Raw genomic sequence first — 23,112 nt, forward strand, 5'->3', positions numbered from 1 at the left:
GGTTAGAATCCTGTAAAGCCAAAAAACTAACCAGCCAAAAGCCAAAAAACTAGCAGTATTGCTCAAAAGCACCGATTAAGTTATCGGCAATCATTTGTGCAGGGCGGCCTTCAATCTGATGACGCTCGATCATGTGTACCAATTTACCATCTTTAAATAAAGCCATTGCTGGTGATGATGGAGGAAAAGGCATCATATAATTTCTTACCTGATCTACTGCTTCTCTTTCCATGCCTGCAAATACAGTAACCAATTTATCAGGATGTTTTTCGTGTGCTGCCGCTGCTCTTGCTGCCGGGCGAGCATTTGCTGCTGCACAACCACAAACCGAGTTTACGACTACTAAAACAGTTCCTTCGCCTTTAATGGCTTGATCTACTTCTTGTGCATTTTTTAATTCTTCAAAACCAACGTTAGTTAATTCCTTACGCATTGGTTCTACTAAATATTCTGGATACATTATCTTTAATTTTTTATTTACAATTTCTACGGTACAAAAATAAGAAAATCGAACAGCATGAGCCATTCGATTTATATTTTTAAGGTAAATTTATTTATTGTAACCCTTTCTCTCTCAATAGCTCTTTCATAACTTCTGGATCTCTTAGTGCAGCCCAACCAAATAAAATTAGCATAGCAACAAGGCAGATGATATAAAGTAGACTTAAGATTGAACCAATTATGCCACAAACTTTACCTGCTTTAGTATTTTTATATGAGGATATTGAGTAATTAGCAGGATTAAGATTATACTTTTTAATATCCGCAGCACTTAAAACCCAAGCGATAATTCCAAAAATTAAGCCTAACCCGTAGCAGCAACAAGCTGGAATTGATAAAATCCCTAAAATTAAAGCGACAGTTGAGTTTGGTAAATTTTGCGGTCCGCCAAATTGATTAAACTGGGGATTTTGCTGAAAAGGTGGCGGAGTTAATGGCGGTTGAGATACTGAGCCAAATGCAGGAACATCATTATTTACTGGATTAACAGGTTGATTTTCTTGCGGATTTCCTTGTTCTTCTGACATAAAGTTAATTTAGTTTATAAGTTGATGGTTGTATATTTTGTAAATGTAATTGATTAGAATAATTACCGCAATAGCTACAAAGGTGATTTTTATAAGTTGAGCGCCAAATTTAAAATCAACTTTAAGGTGAATAAAAGTAAAAACCACGATAAAAATTAATGGTATTGTTGCAGGATATAATTTAAAAGAATCGATAAAATTGCCTTTAAGCAAAGCTAAAACTGATCTTTGTAAGCCGCAGCCAGGGCAATCTATCCCGAAGTGAGATTTAAATGGGCAACTTAACAGGTGTAGACTTAACCAATCTAAAAAGCTATGCATTAGATTCATCAATTGTACCGACTATTTTTAGCTGACTATCCTTCCAAATTTTATACAGCTCCAGATCTTTAATAACTTGTTTATAAACGAGATTTAATATAAAAACATCATCAATAAAACCTAAAACAGGTATAAAATCTGGTACAACATCAATTGGCGAAAGGAAATAAATTAATCCGCCCAGAATGGCTACGATGGAGCGTTTAGGGATTTCGGTATAATCTCCGTTTACATAATCTTTTGCAACGGCAAAGAGCAACAGCATTTTTGCCCAAACTCCTTCCAAATCACTTTTATTCGTAACGGCTTTACCCAGCGCCTCTTTAATGGTATCGCCAGCTTTGGCTTTATCTTTTAATATAACCGAAGCTTTGCTTTCTGATTTTTTGAAGAAATCTAATATTTTCTGCCTGTCCAATTTCATAATTGCTTTATTAATCAACGATTAAATAGGGAATAAAATATTTAATCTACTGCGCTTTTATCATTTCCAAAATATCGTCTACATACTTCCGCTCGTTGGCTAAACGCGGAACCTTGTGTTGCCCGCCTAACTTATCTTTAGCTTTTAACCAATTGTAAAATGTATTAGCAGGAGCATTATGTACTTTTGGACGACATAAAGCCATATCTTTAAATCGCTTTGCATCATAATCAGAATTAACCTCGCGTAAGGTTTTATCCATCACATCGATAAATTTCTCGAAGTCGTTGGGTTGTTTATCAAACTCAATAATCCATTCGTGTCCACCAGCTTTTTCATCCTTAAAGTAAATCGGTCCTGCCGTATAATCTTTAATTTCTGCACCTGTTTCGCCGCAGGCTTTTGTTAAAGCTTGTTCGGCATTATCGATAATTACTTCTTCGCCAAACGCATTAATAAAATGTTTGGTTCGGCCAGTTATCTTTATTCGGTACGGTGCTAACGAAGTAAATTGAATCGTATCGCCAATCATGTAGCGCCATAATCCCCCATTGGTAGATATCACAATTGCATAGTTTTTATGCAACTCTACCTCGCCCAACAACAATGCTTTTGGATTTTCATCCCCAATGTTTTCCATCGGAACAAATTCATAGAAAATACCATAATCAAGCATTAAAAGCATTTCTTCTGAATTATCCTGATCCTGAATACCAAAAAAACCTTCTGATGCATTGTAGGTTTCCAGATAATACATATCATCAGATGGAATTAACTGCTTAAACTGCTCGCGATATGGTCCGAAATTTACAGCACCATGAACGTAAAGCTCCAAATTAGGCCAAACTTCAAGCAGATTTTTCTTACCTGTGAGTTCTAAAACCTTTTTAGCTAAAACAATTGTCCATGTTGGCACACCTGAAATACTGGTAACATTTTCCTGAATGGTAGCTTCAGCCATTCTATCGATCTTAATTTCGTAATTATCCATCAGGGCGATAGACATATCTGGAGTGCGATAAAACTCAGCCCAAATTGGCAGGTTTTTAATCAGCACCGCTGATAAATCACCGTAAAAACAATCTTCATTTAGTTGATTAACCTGATGACTCCCACCCAAAACCAAACCCTTTCCAGTAAACATCTGGTTATCTGGCCGATTATTACAGTAAATGGAAAGCATATCTTTGCCGCCCTTAAAGTGGCATTCTTCTAAAGATTCTTCCGAAACTGGTATAAATTTACTTCTATCACTGGTAGTTCCCGATGATTTTGCAAACCACTTTATATCGGATGGCCATAAAATATTTTGCTCGCCATTCAGCATTCGCTCGATGTATGGCTTTAACGTATCATAATTTTGAATCGGAACCCGTTCCTGATATTGATAAGTGGTTAGAATCGTTTTGTAATCGTATTTTTTTCCCCACTCGGTATTTTCAGCACTATCTATTAAAGTATGAAACCACTCTTGCTGAACATCGTGAGGATATTTCATAAAAAGCTCGATCTGATGGATCCGCTTTTTCATTAGCCAGGTAAAAATTGAATTTACAAATGCCATATTAACCCCTAAACTTCTGATTTCTACTACTGATGAACACAGATAAACATTGATTTATTTGTGTTATAATTAATTTCATCTCTTTTTTTGAAGTCATATTATCAGTGCACATCCTTATTTGTGGTTAATATTAAACATCAAAATTCTTACGCTTCAAAACAAAATTCGAACCCAGGTAAACTTTTCTTACCATTTCGTTTTCGGCTAACACTTCAGGAACGCCCTGCTCTAAAATTTTTCCTTCGAAAAGTAAATATGCTCGATCGGTAATCGAAAGGGTTTCCTGCACGTTATGATCGGTAATTAAAATACCAATATTTTTATGTTTAAGCTTCGCTACAATACTTTGAATTTCTTCAACAGCAATTGGATCTACACCTGCAAAAGGCTCATCTAAAAGGATAAAATTAGGATTTGCAGCCAAAGCACGGGCAATTTCTGTACGTCTTCGCTCGCCTCCAGATAATAAATCGCCGCGGTTTTTACGAACTTTGTGTAAACTGAATTCGTTAATTAATTCTTCCAGCTTATCCCGTTGTTCTTCCTTGCTCATATTACTCATTTCCAAAATGGCAAGAATGTTATCTTCTACTGTAAGTTTTCTGAAAACCGATGCTTCCTGAGCTAAATAACCTATACCTTTCTGTGCACGGCGATACATTGCATCTTCGGTAATGTCTTCTTCTTCTAAAAATATGCGACCTTCATTTGGCTTAATTAAACCAACAATCATATAAAATGAGGTTGTTTTACCAGCACCGTTCGGTCCTAATAAACCAACAATTTCACCTTGGCTTACATTAAAAGAAACATCGTTTACAACAGTACGCTGCTTATATTTTTTAACCAGATTTTCGGCTCTTAATATCATATATAACTTAACAGTTGATGTCGTTGTTGAGTTCTTCGATAAACTCAGGATGACATCTTTTGTAGATTTACTAATTAACTTTTATTCCTTTAATATTTAATTGCAAACGTTTTTTATCACGCCACACATTTTCTTCAATAGTATAACAAACAGAGAAAGGTACTTTTGGTTGTAAAAGTTTTTCAAATTCTGCTAGTCCGAAAGCAATGCCTTCAAAAATACTCGAATTTTGTTGTTTTATATTAACTTTTAAATGATTTGCGCCAACTACCATTGCGTGCTGAGCTAAGTAAACATTATGTGTTACAAAAATAGGCGCCATGTTTTCTGGTCCGAAAGGGCCCATTTGTGCCAAAACACGATAAAATTTACCATCAATTTGAGCCAAATCTATTTCCGCATCAATCCGAATCATTGGGATTAATAACTCATCTGTAATACTTGCGGAAACAATTTCTTCAAATTTATCAGCGAAGGCATTAACATTACTTTCCTGCATGGTTAAGCCTGCGGCAAATTTATGTCCACCATATTGATCGAGCAAATGTGCACAACCGCTTAAAGCTTCGTATAAATCGAAACCAACAACCGAGCGACAAGAGCCTGCCACGTGTCCGTTCGACTTGGTTAAAACGATCGTTGGTCGATAATATTTTTCTGTTAAGCGTGATGCTACGATTCCAATTACACCCTTATGCCAGTTTTCATTAAAAACCACGGTTGTTTTTTTATTAATTAAAACTTCGCTGTCGCCTATCAAAGCCAAAGCCTCTCGGGTTATATCCTGATCGTAAGTTTTGCGTTCGGTATTTTTTAAGTTGATCAGCTCGCTTTGTTCTGATGAATTGCCATCAACCTGGCAAAGCAACATAGCTACGGCGTGTTTTGCATGATCTATTCTACCTGCAGCATTAATCCGTGGACCTAAAGTAAAAACCACATCGGTAATTGTGTAGTTTTCGGTTTTACCCGAAACTTCCATTAAAGCTCTTAAACCTTCGCATGGATTTGTATTGAGTTTTTTGATGCCATAATAAGCTAAAATTCTGTTTTCGCCAACTACAGGCACAATATCGGCAGCAATGCTTACCATCACTAAATCAAGATATTGCAAATAGGTTTCTTTGGGTAAATTATGCTTTTGTGCATAAGCCTGAGCCAGTTTAAAACCAATTCCGCAGCCAGCCAGTTCTTTGAAAGGGTATTCGCAATCCAAACGTTTTGGATCGAGAACAGCTACAGCTTTAGGAAGCTCATCTCCAGGTAAATGGTGATCGCAAATAATGAAATCGATTCCAAATGTATTTGCATAATCAATTTTATCGATAGATTTTATGCCACAATCTAACGCAATAATTAGCGAAAAACCATTTTCATTTGCATAATCTATTCCAGCATTAGAAATGCCATATCCTTCCAAATATCTATCTGGAATATAGTATTCGATATTTTTAGTGAGCTGAGAAAAGAAACTATAAGCTAATGCAACAGAGGTTGTTCCATCGACATCATAATCGCCATAAATCAGAATTTTTTCATGAGTAGCTAAAGCTGTTTCAATTCTTTCGATTGCTAAATCCATATCCTTCATTAAAAAAGGATTGTGAAGATGGTCTAAATCAGGTCTAAAAAAGTCTTTTGCCGAATCGAAATCACAAATATTTCTTTGTACTAATATTTGTGCAAGCGATTTATCTATATTGAGTTGTTCTGCTATTGTTGTTATGGTATCATCATTACAATTTGACGATTGCACCCATCTTTTTTCCATTTATTATATCTCCGAACAGTAAATATACATTTTAATTAAATACGGTTACATAATTTAGACTCACATACGAAAACGAATAAGCAAATAGATTGTTAACTTTGCTGTACAAATTAAATCTTCATATTTTGCAAGTTCACACCCTATTCGAAGGCACATATTCAGTCGATGCATCAAAGAAATTTGTTCCTTTCGATTCTGCTATTCATAGCTTTAAAGATAGACCAGCATCTTTATTTATAAACGTTCAACCTTTTTTAGTTGAGTTAAAAAATGACTTAGTTCTTTTTGATACTGGATTAGGTTTTAGTGATGATCATGGCGAATTAATTCTGCATAAAAATATTCGTAATGCAGGTTTCGACCCTACTGATGTTACTAAAGTTTTAATGTCGCATTTACATTACGACCACTCTGGCGGAATGATTCATAAACTTGGCGATAAAACAGAACTAAGTTTCCCCGATGCTGAATATGTAATTAATCGTGGTGAATGGGAAACTGCTTTCAGCAGCACTTCTTCATCTTACCACACAGATATTTTCGAGTTTATACAACGCAACGCTCAACTTAAATTTGTAGAAGGCGATGGAAATTTAGATGAAACCATTGCTTTTGAATTTACAGGAGCACATTGTCCAAACCATCAGGTTTTTCTTCTATCAGAGGGCAATCAAAAGGTATTTTTTGGTGGAGATGTTTTACCTGAACCTGGCGAATTGATTAAAAACTTTATTGCTAAGTACGATTTCGATGGCCGCAAAGCGATGGAATTACGCAAAGAGTTTGGTAAAAGAGCAGCTGCCGAAAACTGGGAATGTTTATTTTACCACAGCAAAGAACAAGCGACTGGTTTTGTAGATGAAATTGAAGGCGGGTTTAAGATTAGATAAGGGGAATTGAGTTGAAAGATAAAAGCGGAAAGACTAAAGCTGAAAGATAAAAGGTGAAAGATTAAAGCGGAAAGATTAAAGATTAAAGGTGAAAGACTAAAGCGGAAAGATTAAAGCTTAAATAAAAGTTCAAAAGAGCTAAAGCAAAAGTGCAATTGAATATGATTTCATTGCCGTCAGTTTCAACTGACGGATAATAAATGAAGTAACCAGGGCTTTAGCCAAATCCTGCAGTTTGAAAGTCTTTATTCCTAGTCGCTCAGTAAGTACATAAACCCGAAAGCAGCGAAAATACTTTTTGTTTGTAGCAACCTTGAATAAGCCTGTCATGCTGAGGCACGAAGCATCTGCATCCGATGAAACAGATTAAATCACCATAGGAGAAATCTTAGGACAGCTTAGCATGTTTATTTATTTTATAAAAATTGTTATTAAAATCTTTGATATAACTTAGATGGTAAAAATCAATTAGCAAAAAAAGGCCCCGATTTACATCGAGACCTTTTTCTTTTTCCGAGACTTGGAAAATTATTTTTTAGCTACCAATTTAACAGCTAATTCAAACTCATCGTTAATTGCTTTGTCACCAATGCTATCAAAGAATGATTTTGAACCATATTTAATGTCGTATTTAGTTCTATCAACAACAATTTTACCAGCTAAAGCAGATACAGTACCATCAGCATTAACAGTTACAGTTGCAGGGAAACTTAATGGTTTAGTAATACCTTTAATAGTTAAGTTACCTGTTACAGTTGTACCAGCAACTTTAGTAATAACGAAAGTAGCCGTTGGGAATTTAGCTGTACCGAAGAAATCATCAGCTTTTAAGTGACCTTCCAATTTAGCACTACCATCAGCATCTTTAATTGAGTTCATATCGATAGTGAAAGTACCACCTGTTACTTTTTTACCATCAACATTTAAAGTACCTGATTGTAAAGCGATTGTTCCGTTGTGAGAACCTGTTACTTTTTTACCAACCCAAGTAATGGTCGATTTTGCTGCATCTACAGTGTAAGTAACTGGTTTAATAGTTGTAAAAGCTGATAAAGACACAACTGCAACTAATAAAAAGATTGAAGAGATTTTTAATTTCATTTTCTGGTTTTTTATAATTTGATACAAAGATATATTAACGTTCGGTAATCTGTTATTGACCTATGTTAAGTTTTTCAAAAATAGTCGATTTATTTAAAATCATTCTATTGACTAAAAAATATTGATGAGGTTTAATCGGAGTTCGTTTAAAAATGATTTGAAAAGCAAATTCCGCAAACAAATTAACGTTAGTCGGGCTTTACGCTATATCTTTTAGCTTTTCCTTCGACTGCGCTCAGAATGACAGCTTAAAAGTATATCGCTTCAATCCCGTTTAAACAATAAAAACTATTGCTACTAGGTAAGGTTGTAAACCGCCTAATTGTTATTTCGCTATATTAGTTTTCTCAAAACAAAGAAATGAATCACAACGCAAAATCAATCCGTCCGTTTATTGGTGCTAAAGATTTCGAAACATCTAGAAGTTTTTACCGCGATTTAGGTTTCGAAGAAACTACCTTAGGCAATCAAATGTCTGTTTTTAAAAGTGGAGCAGTGGCTTTTTACTTGCAAAATGCCTACGTTAAAGATTGGGTAGATAATACCATGATTTTTATGGAGGTTGATGATGTATCTCGTTTTTATCAGGAACTTTTAGCTTTAGATTTAACCGCAAAATATAACGTTAAAGTAACACCAATTCGAAATGAAGATTGGGGAAGTGAATGTTTTTTACATGATCCTGCAGGGAATTTATGGCATTTTGGACAGTTTAGTTAAACTTATTACGCTCTGTCAGTTTACAAAATGTGTCATTCTGAATGCAAATGAAGAATCTACAATCGATTAGCACTGTCTAAAATTTAACGAAGTAAATTAGTTTGGTAGTTTAATAAGGTAGTTTTTCATTGCCTTGAGATTTTTCGTTCCTCAGAATGACAAAGAAAAATTAAACAAAAATGTCGTCATTGTAAGGTACGAAGTAATCCTTGCAACAAAATAAATTGCTTCGTACCTCACAATAACGATTATTGTAATCTTAAAATTTAACCGAATTCAGCTTCTTATCAACAAGCAATCCATCAACAGCTTTTAAATCAAATTTAATATTTCGCTTAGCTTTCAGTTTTATAATAAACAATTCTTGCGTCCCATTAAGTGTTTCTTTTTCGCCGACATTAACAAAAGTAGGATAAAGCACTTTCTTACCATCCGTATGTAGCCTATCGTTTGTTAGGTTTTCCATAGCTTTTGTTCCAACTATTTTTATGCTTTCAAATTCATAATCTTGCGAATTGTAAGGCAAAGCAAAACCCAGTGCATTTACCGAATATAAATCAGTCCCTTTCACTTTAATTTCAATCGTTTCACCTTTATTATAAGCTTGTTTTGAAGTTGAAATTTCAATTTTACCAGAAACTTTATCTATGTTATTACTGCCTACTCCGCCCTCTAACTGGGTAGCCACAACAGAAATATCATAAGCATCGATTACATTATTTTTGTTTATATCGCCATTGCTTATATAACCTTCAAAATCGGCATCACCTTTTTTCAGTCCAGTATAATTAATGTACGAGGTTAAATCATTTCTATCAATTAAACGGTCATTGTTAATATCGCCAGGCAAATAACTTTCTGTTCCAGGCACTTTAAAAACATATAACTCTCTACCCGATCCGAAGCCTCCTACAGCATCGGTAATGGCAATTTTAATATACCTCGCGCTTGGCTGGCCGTTAAAGGCAAAGGTTTTTACATCGCCATTATTTTTCCATTCAAAAGTTCCTGCGGTTGTCCACGTTTCTTTATTATTGCTATAGTAAATTGTACCTTTTAATAAAATACCGTTCCCTCTGCCCGAGCGAGGAACGTAGTTAAATTTCTCTAATTGATTAACTGATTTTAAATCCATCACCAAATCGAAAGGAACTGATTTAGTGCCCCATGCAGTATGCCAAATAGTACTTTCATCGAAATCGAAAAGATTTTCAATGCCTGAGCTCTCCTGATTTTTGGCGGTAGTTTCGCCAACAATGCCTTGAATGGCAAATTGCAAAGGGTTGGGTTTTGTTTTCCCACTAAATGTTTCCCAATTCGAATTCCCATCTTTATTTACAGCACGAATCCTAAATGAATAGTAGGTTTCAGGGCTTAAGCCATCGAAAACCAATGTAGTATCTTTAATGGTACTGTAATTCATATTGTCGAATTCGATTTCGTAATAATCAGCGTTATCCACTTTGCTCCAACTTGGTTTTAAGCTAAAAGCTTCACTATTTTTATCGGGTATTGCTACATGCTTTGGTGCGGATAGCGATCCTGTTTTTATCTTTTGTTTATTTACAGGCTGGAATACAAAGCCTTGAACTTCTACTAAAATTTCATTCAAAGTAATATCAGCAGCTGCTAATTTCACCAACAATTGAGGGGTTTTAGTTAAAACACGCTTTTCGAAATCGCTACCTTTTGTGGCAAATTGATTTAAATTTGGAGCAACATCGTAGAAATAAACGTTTTCCAGTTTTGAAAAATCGCCCAACGAATTAACTTCTTTAAGTTTAACCTTCCGTTTTCCAATTTTAGCAGAAATAGACTTAGGTTTCTCGGTTAGATTGATACGTAAAACGGTAGCTTTTACTTTTTCGAAGCCAGTAAAACTACCTTGTGCAGCGTGAATATGAATGTCTAACTTGTCATCCGCATTGCTTTCTATTAAAGTAGATACACCTTTCTCATATTTATAAGCTTCAGTTGTACCATCGTCGTCGTACTCTGTAAAAGAAGTTTTTCCAGCTGGATAAAACTCATATATCCGTAATTTCTTATTAATTTCTGAAACATTATTATTAGGATTAACCATCGGAATAATCGCTCCATTTTTTACAAAAACAGGCAGTTTCCAAATTGGGGCATCGAAGTTATTAAGGATTCGATTACCATCATATTTTTCACCTGTGAAATAATCAATCCAAACACCTTCTGGCAAGTAAATTCCATCTCTAATATCATTTCCTTTTTCATCTGCTTTTGTTGCTTGATAAATTGGCGCAACTAAAAATGATGGTCCATATAAAAACTGATATTGCGTTGCCTTACCTTGAGTATAAGCATTAGGATATTCTAAAAACATGGCCCGCATAATTGGCAAACCATTTAATGCCTGTTTTGCAATGCTGTAAGAATAAGGTAAAAGCTCCGATTTCAGTTTTAAATAAGTTCGGTTAATGGAAGTAGCAGATTCACCCAAAGCATGAGGATATTTTTCGTTCGAGCCCCAACCATCCATATTTAACTGCATGGGGGTAAAAGCTTTCCACTGAAAATCTCTAGCATTAATTATTGGACTTTTGCCACCAAAAATACCATCCATATCAGAGGTAATATTCGGTTGACCTGATAAACCTGAACCGATGTAAGTTGGAATATGAAAACGGATATATTCCCAAACACCACCAGTTTGATCGCCGCTCCAAATGGTTGCATAACGCTGTGTTCCTGCCCAGCCATCTAATGAAATAATAAATGGTCTGCTATTTTTCCCATAATCAGGCATTATTTTTCCAACATCGGCCACACCATTTAAACCAAAAGAATAACCAGCACCAACCCAAGCCACGTCGGTTTTCAGTACGCGAACGCCTGCATCTCTTACTTCTTTAATTATATCTCTTTGCAAAAGCGGACTTACCTCAGGTTTCGGATGCAAATCTGATTGTGTCCATAAGCCAATTTCAACACCATTTTTCCTGGCGTAATCGCCAAAACTTTTCAAGTTTTGAATATTTCCATCTAAAGTTTCGGTTTGGCCATAACCAGCGCCATAGCCATCATTTGGCAATATCCAACCAAGTGGCATATCGTGCGCTTTGTAACGATCGATAACTGCCCGAGCAGAAAACTGATAATTATTCTTCTCCCCGTTTAACGATTCTTTTATTCCGCCGTTATCTTTCTGACTTTCCTTATATTTTTTTCCGTCTTCGAACGCAATACCTGTAGAATCTGCTTTCCAAAAATCGCGATTGTAAGCATTTAAATGTCCTTCGTAAAATCCAAATTTTGGCAAAAGAACTGGGTTGCCCGTTAATTGATAAAAATCATTTAACAAAGGAACTGCACCAGCATTAACCATTACAAATAAATCGAGGTAATTGGTTTCGTGGGTTAATTTTACAATTCCTTTTTCTTTCAAACCGAAATCATACTTACCTTTTTTGAAAGTATAAAACATAATGCCATAACCATTGCTAGACCAGTAAAATGGATTTGGAGAAGCTACGCCCCCATCTGTCCAGCTGTTTTGATTTTCGATAGCAATAGCTTTCCCTTTATGAGAAAAACGACCATTTTGAACACCTCCACCATAAAAGTATTCTTGCGGATTTTCTTTTAAAATTAACACCACACCTTTCTTTTCGAACGCAATTGGTTTTAATAATTCTAATACCGTGGCTTTGGTTTTTAGATTTATAACCTTAAGTAGCGAAGTGTTTTTATCTACCTCTACATCAACCAAATTTGTTGTAATGGAAATTTGGCTTTTATCATCCTTAAACGAAAGACTAGAAAGTGATTTTCTTGGATTATCGACTAAAATTTTAGCATCAGGTTTTGCTGCTGGATCACGGAGAACTCCTCCTGTATTATCTTGAAACAAGCGAAAAATATTCTCGTTATAAAAATCGAAGAGCAGTTTTTCGTTATTCGCATACAGTACCTCAACAGTAGTTGAATTGATTTTTTTAGCACTAACTATTTTAATTGGCTCCTTCTCTTTTTGCTCATCTTGAGCATAACTATATGTTGCTGATAAAACCAAAAAAAAGGAAAGCAGCATTTTTTGGTTTCGTTGAAGTATTAGAAATAAATTCATCATTATTTTAAGTTTGGCTAGTATTTTTATGTTTAAAAAAGCTTTCACAATAGTATCAAAGCTGGTTTTAAATGGCTGATTTAGCCTTTGATAAAATTACTAAAAGCAGGTTCAATTAGTCCTAGTAATGAGAATGATACGAAAACGTTTGCGTAAGAAGTGCATTTGCTGCTGCTTGAGATCGTTACTTTCTCTTTAAACCTGCCCCTACAACAGAAATACTTGCAAAAAAAATCTACAAAGCTTTATGGAAATGATTCATAACTCCCAGATGATTGGTTCGTGTGGACACAAACCAAGGCCGTAGTCGTAAAATCAAAATCGTCTTTTCGACTGAAACGCAGTGAAATGGAGAAATCTTTGAACCTAAGTTTTTCATTATAAAGATTTCTCGGCTTCGCTCGAAATGGCAACCAAAAAAAACTCGCAGATGATTGGTTTGTGAGGACACAAACCAAGGCCGCAGCCGTAAAATCAAAATCGTCTTTTCGACTGAAACGCAATGAAATGGAGAAATCTTTGAACCTACGTTTTTCATTATAATGATTTCTCGGCTTCGCTCGAAATGGCGACCAAAAAAAACCTACCGCCTTGGTTTGTGAGGACACAAACCAACGCGGTAGGTTTATGCTATAATTATTGCAAAACGGATACCAATCGGAATAGAATCATTTTATTGGACATTCGATTTCAAAAAAAATCTGCAAGTCGTATGAAAATGATTCATAAAACTTGCAGATGATTGGCTTGTGAGGACACAAACCAAGGCTATGATCCGTCTCGCCTGCTTACAGCAGGCAAACCATGATGGAGTTCGCTTTGGAAAGGAAAAACCTTAAACCCTAAACCCTTTACCCTAATCCTTAAGGAACTATTTCTTCTAAATAACTCTCCACTGGTGGACAAGCACAAATTAACGATCTATCGCCGTGGCTATCGTTTACGCGACCAACCGATGGCCAAAACTTGCGTTCCAACACATAAGGAAGCGGGAAAGCAGCAGTTTGGCGGCTGTAAGCATGTTCCCATTCGTTAGCTGTAATTACTGAAACGGTATGAGGTGCATTTTTCAATGGATTATCAACCTTATCAAAAGTTAAATTTTCAACCTGATCTATTTCCTTTTTAATAGCGATTAGTGCATCACAGAAACGATCTAACTCATGTTTAGGCTCAGATTCTGTTGGCTCAACCATTAAAGTACCTGCAACAGGGAAAGAAACCGTTGGTGCATGGAAACCGTAATCCATTAAACGTTTTGCAATATCGGTAACTTCAATTCCGAAAGCTTTGAAAGAGCGGCAATCTAAAATCATCTCGTGTGCACAACGACCCTGAGCACCTGAATAAAGCACTGGATAGTGTTGCTCTAAACGAGCTTTCATATAATTTGCGTTTAAAATCGCATATTTTGTAGCGTTGGTTAATCCCTCTGCACCCATCATAGCGATGTAAGCATGTGAAATAATCAAGATTGAAGCTGAACCCCATGGTGCAGATGAAACTGCAGAAATTGATTTTCCTTTATCGATATCTACCACAGCGTGACCAGGAAGATAAGGAACCAAGTGTTTTGCAACACCGATTGGACCCATACCAGGACCACCACCACCGTGAGGAATACAGAAAGTTTTGTGCAAGTTTAAGTGGCAAACATCGGCACCGATATTAGCTGGACTTGTTAAACCAACCTGAGCATTCATATTTGCACCATCCATGTAAACTTGTCCACCGTTAGCGTGAATCGTTTCACAAATTTCGATGATGCTTTCTTCGAATACACCGTGAGTTGATGGATAAGTTACCATCAAACAAGATAGATTGTCTTTATGTAATTCTGCTTTTGCTTTTAAATCTTCCACATCGATGTTACCGTTTTCCAACGATTTTACGACAACGATTTTCATATCAGCCATTGCTGCAGAAGCAGGATTTGTACCGTGAGCAGATGCAGGAATTAAAGCTACGTTACGGTGGAAATCACCTCTATCTTGGTGGTAAGCACGAATAACCATCAAACCAGCGTACTCGCCTTGAGCACCAGCGTTTGGCTGTAAACTCATGGCAGCGAAACCAGTAATTTCACTTAACCATTTATCCAGTTCGTTGAAAACCGAATAATAACCTAATACTTGATCAGCTGGCGCAAACGGGTGTACGCGACCAAAGTGAGACCAGGTTACTGGGATCATTTCTGCAGTTGCGTTCAATTTCATTGTACAACTTCCCAAAGCAATCATCGAGTGGCAAAGCGATAAATCTTTCGCCTCTAAAGATTTAATGTAACGCAACATTTCATGCTCCGAATGGTGCGAGTTAAAAATTGGGTGTGTTAAATACTCAGAAGTACGCTGTAAAGCTGATGGAATTACGGTTTCAACATTCTCAACAACTTCTACCTGATCGGCGGCTACTGCTTTTACTTTAGCAAAGATTTTAGCGATTAAAGCAATGTCTTCAAAAGTGGTAGTTTCATCGATTGAAATAGTAGCAACATTACCAACATAGTTTAAGTTGATTTCGTTATCTAAACAACCTGAATGAATGCCACCTTTTAAATCGCCTAAATCGAAACGAATCGTATCAAAATAAGCTGAATTTAATTGCTCGTAACCTAAACCTTTAAGTGTTGAGGCTAAACTTACCGCCAAACCATGTGTGCGTTCTGCAATAGCTTTTAAACCTTTCGGACCGTGGTAAGCCGCATAGAAACCAGCCATAATAGCCAACAATGCTTGTGCAGTACAAATGTTTGAAGTTGCTTTATCTCTACGAATGTGCTGCTCGCGGGTTTGCAAAGCCATACGTAAAGCGTAATCGCCATGGCTATCGATGGTTACACCAATAATACGACCTGGGATTGAACGCTTATATTCGTCTTTAGTTGCAAAGAACGCAGCATGTGGACCACCAAAACCCATCGGAATACCGAAGCGTTGAGTTGTTCCTACAACAATATCCGCTCCCCATTCGCCTGGAGGCGTTAATAAGGTTAAGCTTAAAATATCAGCCGCAACTGTTAATTTAATATTTTGATTATGTAATTCAGAAGCAAAGTTTTTATAATCGAAAACCTCGCCATTACCTGCAGGATATTGAACAATTGCACCGAAGAAATCTTCAGCAGCAACGAAATCTAAATGACTTCCAATAACCAATTCGATACCGTAAGGATTAGCACGGGTTTTTAAAATATCTATCGTTTGAGGAAAAACTAATTCCGAAACAAAGTACTTTTTCGCAGCTTGATTTTTACGCGTGCTGTATTGCATAAACATCGCCTCAGCCGCAGCCGTACCTTCATCTAAAAGAGATGCATTGGCAATTTCCATTCCAGTTAAATCAATAACCATCGTTTGGAAATTCAACAATGCCTGTAAACGACCTTGAGCAATCTCCGCCTGGTATGGCGTGTATTGCGTGTACCATCCTGGATTTTCGAAAACGTTACGCAAAATTACACCTGGAGTAATCGTATCGTAATAACCCTGACCGATAAAGCTTTTGAAAACTTTATTTAACAACGAAGTCTGTTTTAAAGCAACAAGATATTCAGTTTCTGATTTCGCTGCAGGCAAATTTAGAGGTTGTTTTAACCTAATCGCCGTCGGAACAGTTTGTTCAATTAGCTCATCAATAGAATTTACGCCAACAGTCTGCAACATTTCAGCAGTATCTGCCTCATTTGGTGCAATATGACGATTTTGAAAATCTTCCTTGTAATGGATATTTAAGCTCATGCGGGTATGAATAATAAATTTGCTGCAAAGGTAGCAAAAAGCCAAGTATTTTTAAACAGGAAAAGCACCTCAAATCGTCATATTTTCGTAGCTATACATTAGATAAAATCTACGTTTTTAGTAGGATAAGTCAATTTTTAAATAATTTCAAAATTATATAAGGATAGGTGAAACTTTAGCTTTTAAAAATTCTGTTTTAAGGATTTGAACATATAGAAAGTTAAAGTAATTTAAAATTCGTATTCGATCTACAAACAACCCAATAAGCTTACTAAACACCTTGTTTATAAGTGATTTTGTGGAAAACATTAACTCATAATCTCTGTTACAAGCAATATCTTCGTTTAAAACCTAAACTAATGGAAAACTTCAAAATTATTGGCATCTCAGTTGAAACCAAAAACCAAAATAACCAGGCCACAACCGATTTGGGACAACTTTGGAGCAGATTTTATGGAGAAGAGATTTTCAATAAAATACCGAATAGGGAAAGCGAAGATGTTTATGCCGTTTATACCGATTACGAAAGTGACTATACTGGAAAATACACCACGATTATTGGGCAAAGGGTAAATTCATTAGACAATATTCCTGATGGAATGGTTGGTAGAGAAATTAATAATGAAAGGCTTTTAAGATATGTTGCAAAGGGAGAAATGCCGAACGCGGTTGTAGAAACCTGGAAAGAGATTTGGGCAAATAATATTGCTTTATATCGTACATACAACGCCGATTTTGAGGTGTATGGTGAAAAATCTCAAAATGGAAACGAATCGGAAGTAGAGATTTATATTGGGATAAGGTAATTGATATGATGTAACTGTCTATTATCTGTTGGTTGAAACCAACTGGATTGAATATGAAAAAAGACAAATAAAAGCAATTTTACACTTTTGGGTTCGAACAGCGAATGCTTGAAGATTGCTTCGTAACCTCGCAATGACGACCGACGTCAAATTCCTTAAACCACCAGAACGGTAACAGACTCAAATAGTAATTCAAAACTAATTTAATTAAACGTGACAGGAGCGAAAATACTTTTTGTTTTACTTATTTAAATAAAGAACAACTTCTTGCCTCCTCGCAATTACGATAATAGCAACGCAATTGCATCCACAAAAAGATTGTAGCAAATGGCAGGACTGCTGTAACTGAAGAATTACTGAAGCACCTTTTCTAATGATTTAATTTTGAAAGCGAAATTGCCGCCTTGCTCCGTCCACAATGACAGTTTATCTGTTTTAGTTTTCAGTTCAAAAAATATCATTATTCAATCCACTTAAACGTTTTATTAAAAAATTTTAAAGAAAATTTAAAAAACATTTGCATTTTAAAAAAATAATCTCCTACTTTACGGTGTACAAAGTACACAAAGACGATATGAATTTTAACACATCAATTATTACAACGATTATTATTACCACCGGAGAAAATCAGGGAGGCTAATTTGTTGTAAATTGAAAAAATATAAAAACAGAAAGCGTCCCGACACAAATCGGGGCGCTTTTTTTTACCCAAAACCATTGAAAACTGCATAAACCAAAATTAATTAACAAACCCGCAAGGTTCATTTAAACTAAAAAAAATGAAAGTATTAAAATTCGGCGGCACATCCGTAGGTTCGGCCGAGAACATTAAAACCCTCTTACGCCTGGTTGGCGAAGAAAAACAGAAGAACAATCCGATAGTTGTATTATCGGCAATGAGTGGCGTAACTAATTTGCTTACCGATATGGCTGAAATGGCCGAGCGTGGCGAGGATTACGACGTACATTTAAAAGAAATTGAGGCTAAACATTTTGCCGTTATCCGCTCGCTTTTACCAGCGGCAGCTCAAAACCCAGTATTTACCCGCTTAAAAATCTTTTTTAATGAGTTAGAAGATTTATTGCAGGCAGTAACCAATTTACGTGAGTTGAGTTTGCAAACGAAAGACCAAATTTTAAGCTACGGCGAACGCTGCTCGAGTTTTATGATTGCACATATTGCAGCTCAAAGTTTTGGCAATGCAATGTATGTGAACGGTGCTGAATTAATTAAAACCGACAGCAACTTCGGCCAGGCAAAGGTTGATACCGAATTAACAGAGATCTTAATTAACGACTTTTACCAGGCCAACAAAGATAAAGTGCTTTTCGTTACTGGATTTATTGCCAGCAACGCAGCGGGTAGAGTTACCACGCTAGGTCGCGGTGGTTCTGATTACACGGCGGCGGTTTGGGGCGCTGCCTTAAATGTCGAGGAAATCGAAATCTGGACAGACGTAAACGGCATGATGACTGCCGACCCCCGCATTGTTAAAAAAGCATTTTCTTTACCAGAATTGAGTTATACAGAAGCAATGGAATTGAGTTATTTTGGAGCAAAAGTGATTTATCCGCCAACGATGATTCCTGCGTTCATGAAAAAAATTCCAATTGTAATTAAAAATACTTTCGAGCCTGATTTCGGAGGAACTTATATTAAAAGTGATGTAAAGTCTTCGAGTTTACCCATTAAAGGCATCTCATCGATCGACCACATTAGTATCATCAACCTAACTGGAAGCGGTATGGTTGGTAAGGCTGGTTTTAGCGGCCGCTTGTTTTCTTTGCTTTCTCGTGAGCAAATTAATGTAGTTTTGATTACGCAGTCATCTTCAGAACACAGTATAACTTTCGCAGTTAAACCGACAGATGCCAGCCAGGCAATCAGCTTAATCAAAAAAGAATTTGAACTGGAATTAGACGCTAAAAAACTGGAGCTCCCAGAGGTTGAAAACAACCTGGCTGTTTTAGCTATTGTTGGCGAAAATATGAAACGCACACCAGGTATGAGTGGTCGTTTATTTAATGCTTTGGGTCGTAATGGTATTAACGTTAGGGCGATTGCACAAGGTTCTTCAGAATATAACATTTCGGTAATTATCAGTAAAGATGATTTATCGAAAGCAGTAAATGCGGTGCATGATGCATTCTTTACCGACTTAAAACGTACACTAAATATTTTTTGCCTAGGAACAGGAAATATTGGTAAAACTTTGTTCAATCAATTGAAAGAGCAAATGCCATTCTTGGCGGCCAATAATGATTTACAGGTTAAGGTTGCGGGAATTTGTAACACCAGAAAAATGATTTTCAATGCAGAAGGTTTGTCGCTGGAAAATTGGGAAACTGAATTAAGCAGCAATGGAACACAGGCAGATTTGGCCACTTTCGTAGCTAAAATGAAAGCCATGAATTTGCCAAACTGTGTTTTTGTGGATAATACCGCAGCAGAAACGCCAATTGAATTTTATCAGGGTGTTTTTGAAAGTAGCATTTCGGTGGTTACTTGTAATAAAAAAGGTAACTCTGCCGATTTTGCTCAATACAAATCTTTTAAAGATACCGCCCGTAAATTCGGTGTGGATTTTTATTATGAAACCAATGTTGGCGCAGGTTTACCGATTATCCGCACATTAAAAGAGTTGATGGTGAGTGGCGATAAAGTTGCCCGCATCGAAGCGATTTTATCTGGAACGATTTCTTACATCTTCAATAACTTTAAAGGAGAAGCTGGTTTTTACGAAACCGTAAAAGAAGCACAGGAATTGGGCTATACCGAACCAGACCCACGCGACGATTTAAATGGAAAAGATTTCATGCGTAAAATGTTAATTCTGGCTCGCGATGCAGGCTATCCTTTAGAAGCTGCTGATGTGAAAATTGACAATATTTTACCTGAGGCTTGCTTAAACGCAACATCTGTTGAAGATTTTTATAACGAATTACAGGCGAACTCGGCTTACTTCGAAGATTTAAAAAACAAAGCTGCAAACGATGGTAAAGTTTTACGTTACATCGGGAAACTGGAAGATGGCAGCGTAGAAATCAGCTTGCAAATGGTTGATGATAGCCATCCTTTCTATATGCTTTCGGGAAGTGATAACATTATCTCTTTTACCACAGACAGGTACAAATCTCGTCCGCTAGTGGTAAAAGGCCCTGGTGCTGGTGCAGAAGTTACGGCCGCAGGTGTTTTTGCAGATATTATAAATGTTGGGCAGAACCCATAAACCCCATAGCCCCCTAAAGCCGGAACTACAGGCGTGATGGAAATAGAAAGAGACTAAAAAGTAAATAGCCTTGGATTTAATCCTTAGGCAGTAAAAAAAAAATAGAAAATGTCAAATAACAATATAAGCCCTGCTGAAACATTAGACATGAAGAATGGAAAGGCAACTCCTATTTTAGGGGGACAGAGTGTTAGAGTTTTCGCTCCTGCAACTGTTGCCAACGTAGTTTGCGGTTTCGATGTACTGGGTTTCGCTGTTAATGAGCCTGGCGATGAAGTTGAAATGCGCTTAACCGATTCGCCTGGTGTGATCATAAAAAGGATTACCGGCGATGATGGTAAATTACCTTTAGATGCTGCCAAAAATACAGTAAGCGCCAGCGTTCAACATTATTTGCAACACATTAACCGATTGGATGTTGGTGTTGAAATCGAATTACATAAGAAGATGCCCATTGGTAGCGGTTTAGGCTCGAGCTCCGCGAGTACGGTTGCGGGTTTATTTGCCATTAACAAATTGATGGGTGATTTATTAACACCTAAAGAGCTGGTTCCTTTTGCCATGAAAGGTGAAGAACTTGCTTGCGGTTATGGTCATGCAGATAACGTTGCTCCTGCAATAATGGGTGGTTTTGTTTTAGTTAGAAGTTACGAACCATTGGATGTAATTTCATTACCAACACCTGCTGGAATGTATGCCGCAATTGTTTATCCACAAGTTGATGTACCTACAAAAGATGCCCGTGAGATGATTCGTAGCAAGGTATTTTTAAAGGATGCAGTAACCCAATGGGGAAATGTTGCAGGCTTAGTTAGCGGGTTATTCATGAATGATTTTGATTTAATTGGCCGAAGTATGAAAGATGTTTTGGTAGAACCAACACGTTCGATCCTGATTCCAGGCTTCGAAGAAATGAGAAATCTAGCTATGGAAAATGGTGCAATTGGTTTCGGAATTTCAGGTTCGGGCCCATCGGTTTTCGCCTTAACCAAAGACGAGGATACTGCAAAAAAAATAACCAAAGCCCAACAGCAACACTTACATAAACTTAATATCAACAGCAAAGCTTACGTTTCTTCGGTTAACGCCGAGGGACCGAGGGTAATGTAAGAAAGACATGAGGTTTAAGGCAAAAGCGTGAGGATAAAGCGCCTAAACCTTAAACCATAAACCTTAAACCACTAATGAAACTATACTCAACCAACAATAAAGATTTACGTGTTTCTTTTAAAGAAGCCGTTTTTAACAGCATGCCGCAGGATAAAGGCTTATATATGCCAGTAGAAATTCCGCAACTGGATGCAGATTTTATCCAAAATATTGAACAATATTCTTTACCAGAAATCGCTTATAAAATCGCATCAACTTTATTGAAAGATGAAATTCCTGCTGACGATTTAAAGGCTTTGATTGATGATGCGATTAACTTCGAAGCACCAGCTGTAAAACTTGATGATAAAACTTTTGTACTGGAACTTTTCCATGGCCCATCATTGGCTTTTAAGGATTTCGGAGCACGGTTCATGAGTCGTGTAATGGCTTATTTTTTAAAGGATGGAGAACAATTATTGGATGTTTTGGTCGCCACCTCTGGCGATACAGGTGGCGCTGTAGCTCTGGGTTTTTTAGGTGTACCAAATACTCGTGTTACTATTCTTTATCCAAAGGGAAAAGTAAGTCCGATACAAGAGTTGCAATTAACCACAAACGGACAAAATATTAGAGCCATTGAGGTAAAAGGAACTTTTGATGATTGCCAGGCCCTTGTTAAACAAGCATTCGCTGATGATGAACTGAACGCAAAATTTCGTTTGACTTCTGCAAATTCGATTAATATTTCGAGATTAATTCCGCAAACTTTTTATTACTTCAACACTTATGCGCAGCTTAAAAAACAAGGCTTAAATGATGTAATCTTTTCTGTTCCAAGTGGAAATTTTGGCAACATCGGCGCTGGTTTATTAGCTTATAAATTAGGCTTACCAGTAAAACAATTTATCGCTGCAACAAACATAAACGATACGGTTCCACGCTTTTTGGAAACTGGCGTTTATGAAACCAAACCATCAACTCAAACCTATTCTAACGCGATGGATGTTGGTGCACCAAGTAATTGGATTCGCATTATGGATTTGTTTAACAATAATGTTGATGCTTTGAAAAAGGTTGTTACTTCTTATCGTTTCAATGATGAAGAAACCCTTGAAGGCATTAAAGAAATCGATGCTAAATTTAATTATGTTGCTTGTCCGCACACCGCCATTGCTTATTTAGCCATTGAAAAATTCAGAAAAGAAAACCCTGCTGATGAAAGTGCTGCTGTGTTCTTATCTACCGCTCACGCTTGTAAATTCCCAGATATCTTCCCTCAAGATATTGCAGCAAAAATTGAAATACCAGAACAGGTAACTGCTTTAGAGAGCAAACTGCAGCATGCAGATAAATTAAAAGCTGATTTTGAAATATTTAAAAGTTATTTATTAGATAAAGCTTAATCTCGGGTGGATTATAAATCCACAGAAATAATGCTCGAGATTGCAAATCTCGAGC

The 23,112-nt window shown here is 36.6% G+C and carries 16 protein-coding genes; 6 read left to right on the plus strand and 10 right to left on the minus strand.

Annotation, left to right across the window (positions count from 1 at the left end):
* Nucleotides 1–49 precede the first annotated feature (49 nt).
* The 7 genes from ACZZZI_RS07805 to recJ all read right to left on the minus strand — a co-directional run bounded on the left by ACZZZI_RS07805 (nucleotide 50) and on the right by recJ (nucleotide 5,979).
* Nucleotides 50–460 (minus strand): BrxA/BrxB family bacilliredoxin, encoded by a 411-nt coding sequence (locus ACZZZI_RS07805; RefSeq protein WP_316762628.1) that lies wholly within the window; start codon nucleotides 458–460, stop codon nucleotides 50–52.
* 94 nt (nucleotides 461–554) lie between these two features.
* Nucleotides 555–1,028 (minus strand): CCC motif membrane protein, encoded by a 474-nt coding sequence (locus ACZZZI_RS07810; protein ID WP_344769900.1) that lies wholly within the window; start codon nucleotides 1,026–1,028, stop codon nucleotides 555–557.
* A 9-nt stretch (nucleotides 1,029–1,037) separates the two neighbouring features.
* A complete protein-coding gene (locus ACZZZI_RS07815) occupies nucleotides 1,038–1,349 on the minus strand; it encodes a DUF2752 domain-containing protein (RefSeq protein ID WP_344769898.1) in 312 nt (103 codons plus the stop codon).
* Entirely contained in the window at nucleotides 1,342–1,773 is a 432-nt protein-coding gene (locus ACZZZI_RS07820; protein WP_463489098.1) for a YkvA family protein, read from the minus strand. The genes ACZZZI_RS07815 and ACZZZI_RS07820 overlap by 8 nt, the downstream gene beginning before the upstream one ends.
* 46 nt (nucleotides 1,774–1,819) lie before the next feature.
* Nucleotides 1,820–3,337: a GH3 auxin-responsive promoter family protein gene (locus ACZZZI_RS07825; protein ID WP_463489099.1), complete on the minus strand. Its 1,518-nt coding sequence runs from the start codon at nucleotides 3,335–3,337 to the stop codon at nucleotides 1,820–1,822.
* A gap of 130 nt (nucleotides 3,338–3,467) precedes the next feature.
* Nucleotides 3,468–4,208, minus strand: a complete 741-nt coding sequence (gene lptB / locus ACZZZI_RS07830) for an LPS export ABC transporter ATP-binding protein (RefSeq protein WP_316762639.1) — start codon at nucleotides 4,206–4,208, stop codon at nucleotides 3,468–3,470.
* A gap of 70 nt (nucleotides 4,209–4,278) precedes the next feature.
* Nucleotides 4,279–5,979 carry a single-stranded-DNA-specific exonuclease RecJ gene (gene recJ, locus ACZZZI_RS07835; protein WP_463489100.1) on the minus strand — a complete coding sequence of 567 codons (1,701 nt, stop codon included), beginning with the start codon at nucleotides 5,977–5,979 and terminating at the stop codon, nucleotides 4,279–4,281.
* A 125-nt stretch (nucleotides 5,980–6,104) separates the two neighbouring features.
* On the opposite strand from recJ, the gene ACZZZI_RS07840 reads away from it, so the two are divergent.
* Nucleotides 6,105–6,869 (plus strand): MBL fold metallo-hydrolase, encoded by a 765-nt coding sequence (locus ACZZZI_RS07840; protein ID WP_424060346.1) that lies wholly within the window; start codon nucleotides 6,105–6,107, stop codon nucleotides 6,867–6,869.
* Nucleotides 6,870–7,397: 528 nt separating this feature from the next.
* Here the strand turns inward: ACZZZI_RS07840 and ACZZZI_RS07845 are convergent.
* Complete coding sequence (locus ACZZZI_RS07845; RefSeq protein WP_316762646.1) at nucleotides 7,398–7,970, minus strand: YceI family protein; 573 nt, start codon at nucleotides 7,968–7,970, stop codon at nucleotides 7,398–7,400.
* A gap of 360 nt (nucleotides 7,971–8,330) precedes the next feature.
* Here ACZZZI_RS07845 and ACZZZI_RS07850 point away from each other — a divergent pair, with 360 nt between their 5' ends.
* Nucleotides 8,331–8,690 (plus strand): VOC family protein, encoded by a 360-nt coding sequence (locus tag ACZZZI_RS07850; RefSeq protein WP_463489101.1) that lies wholly within the window; start codon nucleotides 8,331–8,333, stop codon nucleotides 8,688–8,690.
* A gap of 259 nt (nucleotides 8,691–8,949) precedes the next feature.
* On the opposite strand, the gene ACZZZI_RS07855 is transcribed toward ACZZZI_RS07850, so the two are convergent.
* Nucleotides 8,950–12,789: a TIM-barrel domain-containing protein gene (locus ACZZZI_RS07855; RefSeq protein ID WP_463489102.1), complete on the minus strand. Its 3,840-nt coding sequence runs from the start codon at nucleotides 12,787–12,789 to the stop codon at nucleotides 8,950–8,952.
* Between the two features lie 860 nt (nucleotides 12,790–13,649).
* Entirely contained in the window at nucleotides 13,650–16,526 is a 2,877-nt protein-coding gene (gcvP, locus tag ACZZZI_RS07860; RefSeq protein ID WP_463489103.1) for an aminomethyl-transferring glycine dehydrogenase, read from the minus strand.
* A 359-nt stretch (nucleotides 16,527–16,885) separates the two neighbouring features.
* On the opposite strand from gcvP, the gene ACZZZI_RS07865 reads away from it, so the two are divergent.
* The 4 genes from ACZZZI_RS07865 to thrC all read left to right on the plus strand — a co-directional run bounded on the left by ACZZZI_RS07865 (nucleotide 16,886) and on the right by thrC (nucleotide 23,057).
* Nucleotides 16,886–17,332: a GyrI-like domain-containing protein gene (locus tag ACZZZI_RS07865; protein WP_463489104.1), complete on the plus strand. Its 447-nt coding sequence runs from the start codon at nucleotides 16,886–16,888 to the stop codon at nucleotides 17,330–17,332.
* Between the two features lie 779 nt (nucleotides 17,333–18,111).
* Entirely contained in the window at nucleotides 18,112–20,562 is a 2,451-nt protein-coding gene (gene thrA / locus ACZZZI_RS07870; RefSeq protein ID WP_316762658.1) for a bifunctional aspartate kinase/homoserine dehydrogenase I, read from the plus strand.
* Between the two features lie 147 nt (nucleotides 20,563–20,709).
* Nucleotides 20,710–21,672, plus strand: coding sequence for a homoserine kinase (locus ACZZZI_RS07875; protein ID WP_424059505.1), 963 nt, complete (start codon nucleotides 20,710–20,712; stop codon nucleotides 21,670–21,672).
* 74 nt (nucleotides 21,673–21,746) lie between these two features.
* Nucleotides 21,747–23,057 carry a threonine synthase gene (thrC, locus tag ACZZZI_RS07880; RefSeq protein ID WP_463489105.1) on the plus strand — a complete coding sequence of 437 codons (1,311 nt, stop codon included), beginning with the start codon at nucleotides 21,747–21,749 and terminating at the stop codon, nucleotides 23,055–23,057.
* The last annotated feature ends 55 nt before the right edge of the window (nucleotides 23,058–23,112 follow it).

It is taken from the genome of Pedobacter sp. AC190, from assembly GCF_979258025.1.

Bases quoted from the DNA above. Each gene is read 5' to 3' on its own strand.
- ACZZZI_RS07805 (WP_316762628.1), bottom strand. From the start codon at position 460: ATGTATCCAGAATATTTAGTAGAACCAATGCGTAAGGAATTAACTAAC.
- ACZZZI_RS07810 (WP_344769900.1), bottom strand. From the start codon at position 1,028: ATGTCAGAAGAACAAGGAAATCCGCAAGAAAATCAACCTGTTAATCCA.
- ACZZZI_RS07815 (WP_344769898.1), bottom strand. From the start codon at position 1,349: ATGCATAGCTTTTTAGATTGGTTAAGTCTACACCTGTTAAGTTGCCCA.
- ACZZZI_RS07820 (WP_463489098.1), bottom strand. From the start codon at position 1,773: ATGAAATTGGACAGGCAGAAAATATTAGATTTCTTCAAAAAATCAGAA.
- ACZZZI_RS07825 (WP_463489099.1), bottom strand. From the start codon at position 3,337: ATGGCATTTGTAAATTCAATTTTTACCTGGCTAATGAAAAAGCGGATC.
- lptB (WP_316762639.1), bottom strand. From the start codon at position 4,208: ATGATATTAAGAGCCGAAAATCTGGTTAAAAAATATAAGCAGCGTACT.
- recJ (WP_463489100.1), bottom strand. From the start codon at position 5,979: ATGGAAAAAAGATGGGTGCAATCGTCAAATTGTAATGATGATACCATA.
- ACZZZI_RS07845 (WP_316762646.1), bottom strand. From the start codon at position 7,970: ATGAAATTAAAAATCTCTTCAATCTTTTTATTAGTTGCAGTTGTGTCT.
- ACZZZI_RS07850 (WP_463489101.1), top strand. From the start codon at position 8,331: ATGAATCACAACGCAAAATCAATCCGTCCGTTTATTGGTGCTAAAGAT.
- ACZZZI_RS07855 (WP_463489102.1), bottom strand. From the start codon at position 12,789: ATGATGAATTTATTTCTAATACTTCAACGAAACCAAAAAATGCTGCTT.
- gcvP (WP_463489103.1), bottom strand. From the start codon at position 16,526: ATGAGCTTAAATATCCATTACAAGGAAGATTTTCAAAATCGTCATATT.
- ACZZZI_RS07865 (WP_463489104.1), top strand. From the start codon at position 16,886: ATGGAAAACTTCAAAATTATTGGCATCTCAGTTGAAACCAAAAACCAA.
- thrA (WP_316762658.1), top strand. From the start codon at position 18,112: ATGAAAGTATTAAAATTCGGCGGCACATCCGTAGGTTCGGCCGAGAAC.
- ACZZZI_RS07875 (WP_424059505.1), top strand. From the start codon at position 20,710: ATGAAGAATGGAAAGGCAACTCCTATTTTAGGGGGACAGAGTGTTAGA.
- thrC (WP_463489105.1), top strand. From the start codon at position 21,747: ATGAAACTATACTCAACCAACAATAAAGATTTACGTGTTTCTTTTAAA.